Raw genomic sequence first — 6463 nt, 5'->3', positions numbered from 1 at the left:
GCGTCGAGATCGACCGCCGCCGCTACCGCGGCCCGGGTCTGCCCGCCCCAGGTATCCGCAGCCCGTACGAGGGCCCAGTGACGAACGGGTGGCCGTTCCAGATCGACCCGGACGACATCACCCACATCTACTTCCGTGATCCGGCGACCCGTGTCTGGCACACCCTGACCTGGGAGCATGCACCGGCGGCGGGAATGCCGTTGAGCGAGGACGCCCTGGTCTTCGCCCGGAAACTGGCCGCCTCGAAGTACCGCTATCCCGACGACCGGCTCGCCGTCGCCGACCTGCTGGAGCGCTGGAATCTCGGACTGGGCACCACGCTTCCCGAACGACGAATCGCCTTGCGCCTGTCCCGCGAACAGGCCGCCCTCGAACTGCCCTCCACCGGTGTGCCGGAGGCCGGCTCCCTACCGTCCGTCCGCCGGGCGCTGGGCGAGGACTCGCGGCCAGCCGGACCCCCAGTCGCCGAACCCCCAGTTTCCGAGGCGGGTGATGACGACGAGGCCGACCTCGGGCCCGTCGACGAGGACGACTTCTACGCCGACGCTCTGGAGGACGTGTGAGTGCCCCGGCGTCCCGGCCGGATCCGGGGAATCTGGCGCTGTCACGGAAGGAGGACTTCCAGGCGTTCGCCGACGCGCCGCGCCGCATCCAGCCCGAGAGTCTGAACCGCGGTGAGCTTCGGGCCCTGGATACGGCGGCGCGAAGCGCCTACGACCGTGCGCGCCGGGAGTGGCACGCCAATCTGGGGCCGATCCGTACTCCTCAACTCGCCGCGCTGCACGAGGACTTGTGGGACATCGTGGACAGCAATCTCCAGGACGGCGACAAGGCGAAGGGGGCCGTGGCCGTCGACGCGTTCCCGGGCCTGGGCAAGACCACGGCGGTGCTCGCCTTCGCCCGGGAGTTCCACCGCCACGAGATCGCCGAATTCGGGGCGTTCACGGCGCAGGGGCATGAGCGGTGGCCTGTGTGCCGGGTGGGCCTGACCGGCAACACCGGTATGAAGGACCTCAACCGGGCCATGCTGGAGTTCTTCGGTCACCCCGGACGTCAGAACTCCACGGCCGCCCAGCTCGGCTTGCAGGCCCTGGACTGCGTGGTGTCCTGCGAGGTGCGTCTGCTGGTCCTGGACGACCTGCACTTCCTGAAGTGGCGCAAGACCAGCGGCATCGAGGTCAGCAACCACCTCAAGTGGATCGCCAACGAGTTCCCCGTCACCCTCCTCAAGGTCGGCGTGGGACTGGCGGACAAAGGCTTGTTCAGCGAGGGCGAGGCGAGTGGCGACACCGTTGTGGCGCAGACCGGCCGGCGCACCACCCGCCTGGACATGCCGCCCTTCACCATCGACACCGACCAGGGCCGTGCTCACTGGCGGCGGCTGCTGTTGGCCCTGGAACAGCGCATCATCCTGGCCGACACGTATCCCGGCATGCTCGCCGACGATCTGTCCGACTACCTCTTCGCCCGGTCGACCGGGCACATCGGCTCCTTGATGACCCTGGTCAACCGCGGCTGCCAGCGCGCCCAGCGCACCGGCACCGAATGCCTCACCCGTGATCTCCTCGACCGGGTCAGGAACGACGAGGCCGCCGAACAGGCCCGCCGCGAACTCGAATACGCCCTGGCGGCGGGGCGGGCCACCAGCCGTCCACGCAGGGCGCGGGCCGCCCGATGAGCCCCCGGCATCGGACCATGCCGATCCGGTGCGCACCGCAGCCCGGTGAAGCCCTGGATTCCTGGCTGGAGTTCACCGCCGCACGTCTGACCTGCCCGTTCACCGACGTTCTCAGCGCGCTCGGCCTCCCCAACCGGGAGACGGCCACGGCCGCCCTGGTCCTGCCGGCCTGGACCATCCGCCTCACCCGGGACGAACGGGCGGCCATCACCGCGGTCACCGGGATCGCCGAAGACGTGCTCACGGCGATGACCTTGCAGCCCTTCGACGGGCATGCGGTGGACATCCTGCCCCGGCACCGGCGAGTGAACCGGCGGGTGCTGTGGGGACGGGCCGGATCCCGGTTCTGCCCCTTGTGTCTCGCCGACACCGGTGGACGCTGGCCCGTGACCTGGCGGCTGAGCTGGTCCTTCGCCTGCACCCGCCACCACGTCCTGCTGGCCGACCGCTGCCCGGCCTGCCACGGCATCCCTCGCCTGCGCTCCCACCCCCGGCGGGACACACCCCGTCCGGGACGGTGTTCCAGCGCAGCCCCCGACAGCGGACCACGACCACCTCGCTGCCACCACCCCCTCACCGACACCGCCGCCACCGCGATCCCGGCCGACGGGAATCTGGCCGAGGCCCAACACTTCATCGACACCGCCCTCACCGCGCCGGGCCGTCGGGTGCGCTGGCCGCTGTACGGGCTCGGCGGCGCTCCGTTGAAGGTGGTACTGCGCGATACGAAGACTCTGGGAGCACTCGTCCTCAACCACGCAACCCCCGACGACCTGGGCCCGCTCGCAGCACCCAATGTCCTGGACCGTTTGGAGCACTACCGCGCTCACCCGCTGCCCGTCGGCTCCCAACGCTCACTGGACACCCGCCATGGTGATCTGCACAGCCACGTCCCTCCCGGCGACGCCGCTGCGACGGCCGTGGCAGTCTCGGCAGCGTTCCGTATCCTGCGCGCCGAGAACATCCGCTCCGCCGCCCGGGCCGCGGAGTGGCTGACCGGCCGGATGACCGCATCCGGCAGACCTCTGTACCCCGGCAACGTCGTCGCCCTCGGCGGAGCGATCTCGCCCGCGCTCGAAGCCACCCTGCGGTGCAGCAGGGAGAGCAAGCTGATGCCGGTGGCACGCCTGCGTCACCGCACCGGCGTCGACTCCACCAGGCCCCCAACCGACCACAACGCCAGAGCCCGCTTGCTGCCGGCCGGCCTGTGGCCGGAGTGGACGCTGCGGCTCACCCCACGGCACGCCAGCGGCAGGCCCGTCGCCCAACGCGCCGAGGAACTCCTTGCCGTCGCCTGCCTGCTGGCCGGAAACACCACACCGATCCGCGATGCGGTCCGCCTCACCGGCACCACCGTCAGCAGCCACAACGTGTCCACGTTCCTCGCCACCCTCACCCGCCACCCGCACGGCGCCGACGTCCTGCGTGCGGTGATCCTGCTCGCCGACCACCTCGACACGAACGGCGCCCCGATCGACTACGCACGCCGGCGGGCACTGTTCACCACCCGCCCCCAATTCATCGACGCGCGGGCATGGTTGGAGCTGCAGCGGAGACTGCGCTCGAACTCCAGCCCCAACCCGGTGCACGCACAGCGCTGGCTCTTCCACACGCTGACCGGCTCACCCGCCCACCATGCCCACCCCGACATCGCGCCGGCCACCCCCGCTCAACGCCAGCACTACCAGCGCTTTTGCTGGCGGATCCTGCCCGCCGAAGCAGAACTCCTCCGACACACCGCACGACGTCTCCTCGACGAGCACGGCATCAACGAGCCCCTCCAGTGGACGCCCCAACTCCCCGAACGCGCGCTGCACGGCCTTCAACTGCCCGGGCCCGATCCGCACAGCATCAGCCCCGAACGGCTCCACCAGGCCGTGCCCGGCAGCGACTTCTCCATCGCCCAGCTCGCCCGCACCCTTAAGACGACCACCACCCACGTCGTCCACCTGCTCTCCGAGCACCCCGTCGACTGGAGCCCGCCCCGCTTCCGCCGCACCCAACACACTGCCACCCGGACAGCACAGTGGCGCCAGTGGTACGAACGCGACCGCCTCTCCCTCCAGGCCATCGCCGACTTGGAGGAGACCACTCTCGCCACCATCCGTCTCGCGCTCCTCAAGAACGGCACCCAACTGCGTCCCGCCGGCTCCCGTCCAGGCCGACCGAGACGGAAGTGAGCAGAGAGACGGTCGGGAAACGCTGCCTGTCTCCGTGGCAGTCCGGAACCCATCCGAGCCGTCGCAAAGGGCATGCAAGGACAACTGGGAACTGTCCGGGCGATCTTGTTGGCCACTAGCGACGAGGTTGGGGATGGATACTGGCCGGAAGGCTCGGTTCCCTGGGAGACAAGAGCGTCCTGGGACCGACACGCACCCGAACGGCGCCAGCCCCGGCATCGCTAGGACGTGACGCCTCGTGCGACAGGCAGGGTGCTCGTGGCACCGGTCAGTCGTCGGCTGCCACCGTGCTCAGCAGGGTGGGTGCCGCGACCACTTCGACCTCGCCCGGCGGCAGGATGTGGCCCTCGGCGCAGGAAAGCCGGGGGTGGACAGGTGCCCCGCAATCCCGGTGTCGCAGACGTACCGGACCTCCGTCAGGGGCGGCATGCCGGTCGCCCCACTCCATGAGGGCGAAGAAGGCGACCATGAGCTCTTCGCCGGGCGGGGTGAGTTCGTAGCGGTGCCGTGTGCGCTGGCCGGCTTCCTGGTAAGGCACCCGGGTCAGGAGCCCGACGTCGACAAGTTCTTTGAGCCGCTTGGACATCGCGGGCTCGCTGAGCGGGGTTTCCCGCACGAAGTCCTGGAAGTACGTCGTGCCGTAGAACGCCTCGCGCAGCACCAGCAGGTTCGCCGGGGTGCCGAGCACCTCCAGGGCGCGAGCGGCGGAACAGCGCTCGGACCGCCAGCTGTCGCGGTCGGCCAGCAGGCCAATCAGGGATGACGTCACCACTCCACTCTACGAGCAGCCTGACTTAAGGTACGTTAAGTCAGCCGTCGCGCCCACCTCTGGAGGTTTCCCCATGTCAGCTGCAGCCCTGGAAGCAACTCTCGATCACGAGCAGGTGGTGGTCCGGTCAGGCCGCCGGACCGGCCTCCCTGTGATCATCGCCATCCACTCGACCCGCCTCGGGCCCGCAGTGGGCGGCGTCCGCATAACCCGCTACGCGTCCCCCGCCGACGCGTTCGTCGACTGCCTTCGGCTGAGCCGGGGCATGACGTACAAGGCCGCCGCCGTCGGCAACGGCACGGGCGGCGGCAAAGCTGTCGTACCGCTGCTTCCCGGCGGCCCGCAGCAACTGGACGAGGCGCTGCGTGACGGACTGCTGATGGACCTGGCCGAAGTGGTGCACGAACTCGACGGTGCGTACCACGTGGCGCCGGACGTGGGCAGCAGCACCGCCGACATGGTCCGCATCCGTCGCCGCACGCCGTACGTCGGCGGCTACTCGACCACCGAGAACGGACTGGGTGCGACAACGTTCGGCACGGCTGCGGGCGTGGAGCACGCGATGCTGGCCACTGCCGAGCATCTGTGGGGTGCCGCCGATCTGCACGGCCGGGACGTCGTGGTCGTCGGCTTCGGGGCCGTGGGGGAGGAACTCACCCGACGCCTGGTGGCCGCAGGAGCCACGGTCAGGGCAACCGACATCGACATCACCCGTCGCGCAGCCGTGGAGACGGCTGGAGCAGGGTGGGTGGAACTCGACGGCGCCTACACGCTGGAGACGGAGATCCTGGCGCCGTGCGCACTGGGCGGAGTGTTCACCAGTGAGCTGGCGGCTGCGCTGCGCTGCCGCGCCGTGGTCGGCTCGGCCAACAATCAGCTGGCCACCGACGAGGTGGCCGCCGATCTCGCCAAGGCAGGAATCGCCTGGGCCCCCGACTTCGTGGCCAATGCCGGCGGAGTGATGTACGGGACCGGCGTCGAACTGCACCACCTGAGCCCTGAGCAGTCCCGGGACCGGCTGGGGTCGATTCAGTCGACGACCGCCGAGATCCTGCGGCGGAGTGCCGAAGAGGCTACGACCACCCTGGCAGCTGCCAACCGGATCGCGGAGCGCGCGCTGGCCGCCGCCGGGCGATAGCTCTCTGCTCGACGACCGGCCCGCCGGTTGAGGGACGCCTCTTTGCTGCGGACACCCTCGCCCGCCGGGTCGTGCTCGTGCACCGGCATCTGAGAACTGTTCCGGTCGTGGCGCCTCCCCGGCGCGGGGTTCACAGCCGGCTGCGTTCGCCCCCCTTCCCGGCTCGTATTTCACCGCGCGGGCACGACACCCCAAGCGCCGATCGCCCCTCTAGGGGGGACGGCGCCTCTCACGGAGAAAATCGATGAGTACGTGTGCGGCCGTGTGCCGCGTGGCCCAGGCCGGGGTGCTGCGATGCGCTCGGCCTTCCGACATCTGGTTCAAGCCCGCGCTGAGCGTGGTCGCCGCTACCGCCCTGCCTGCTCTGTCTCTGCTTGTGCTGGGCAGGCTCGACCTGGCGATGTACCCGATAGCTGGCGCCATGTCCGCTCTGTACTGTCACCACCGCCCATACGCTGCCCGGTGCCAGACCCTGGTCTGGGTGGTGCTCGGCATGGTCGGCGGCCTCGCCGTCGCGCTGCTCACGGCGGCGCTCACCACCAACGCAGCTGTCCTGGTCGGTGTCGGCGCTCTCATGGCCGCTCTACAGAAGGCCGTCTGCGACGCCACCCGCATCGGCCCGCCCGCCAGTGTGGTCCTGACTTTCATCAGCTCGACCGCTCTGTTCCTGCCGCAGACTCCCGCTCAGGTACCTGGCC

Annotated in this window: 4 protein-coding genes and 2 pseudogenes; 5 read left to right on the top strand and 1 reads right to left on the bottom strand. The window is 70.0% G+C overall.

Going from position 1 to position 6463, the window contains the following annotated elements; all coding sequences use genetic code 11:
- From ABZ646_RS37370 to ABZ646_RS37360, 3 genes and pseudogenes are all read left to right on the top strand, one after another.
- Window positions 1–563, top strand: a pseudogene (locus ABZ646_RS37370) (transposase); the annotation flags it as partial.
- Window positions 560–1678 (top strand): TniB family NTP-binding protein, encoded by a 1119-nt coding sequence (locus ABZ646_RS37365; protein WP_360529374.1) that lies wholly within the window; start codon window positions 560–562, stop codon window positions 1676–1678. The pseudogene ABZ646_RS37370 and the gene ABZ646_RS37365, both read left to right, overlap by 4 nt.
- A 17-nt stretch (window positions 1679–1695) precedes the next feature.
- Window positions 1696–3858: a TniQ family protein gene (locus ABZ646_RS37360; RefSeq protein WP_360529371.1), complete on the top strand. Its 2163-nt coding sequence runs from the start codon at window positions 1696–1698 to the stop codon at window positions 3856–3858.
- Window positions 3859–4126: 268 nt separating this feature from the next.
- Here ABZ646_RS37360 and ABZ646_RS37355 read toward each other — a convergent pair whose 3' ends face one another.
- Entirely contained in the window at window positions 4127–4627 is a 501-nt protein-coding gene (locus tag ABZ646_RS37355; protein WP_218967957.1) for a helix-turn-helix domain-containing protein, read from the bottom strand.
- A 73-nt stretch (window positions 4628–4700) separates the two neighbouring features.
- Between ABZ646_RS37355 and ABZ646_RS37350 the strand changes: the two genes are divergently transcribed.
- Complete coding sequence (locus tag ABZ646_RS37350) at window positions 4701–5765, top strand: Glu/Leu/Phe/Val dehydrogenase dimerization domain-containing protein (RefSeq protein WP_360529367.1); 1065 nt, start codon at window positions 4701–4703, stop codon at window positions 5763–5765.
- A 244-nt stretch (window positions 5766–6009) separates the two neighbouring features.
- Window positions 6010–6463: pseudogene (locus ABZ646_RS37345) on the top strand (FUSC family protein); the annotation flags it as partial.

It is taken from the genome of Streptomyces sp. NPDC007162, from assembly GCF_040634175.1.
GTDB lineage: Bacteria > Actinomycetota > Actinomycetes > Streptomycetales > Streptomycetaceae > Streptomyces.
The sequence above is the reverse complement of the archived record's forward strand: the minus strand, read 5'-3'. Positions and strand labels throughout refer to the sequence as shown.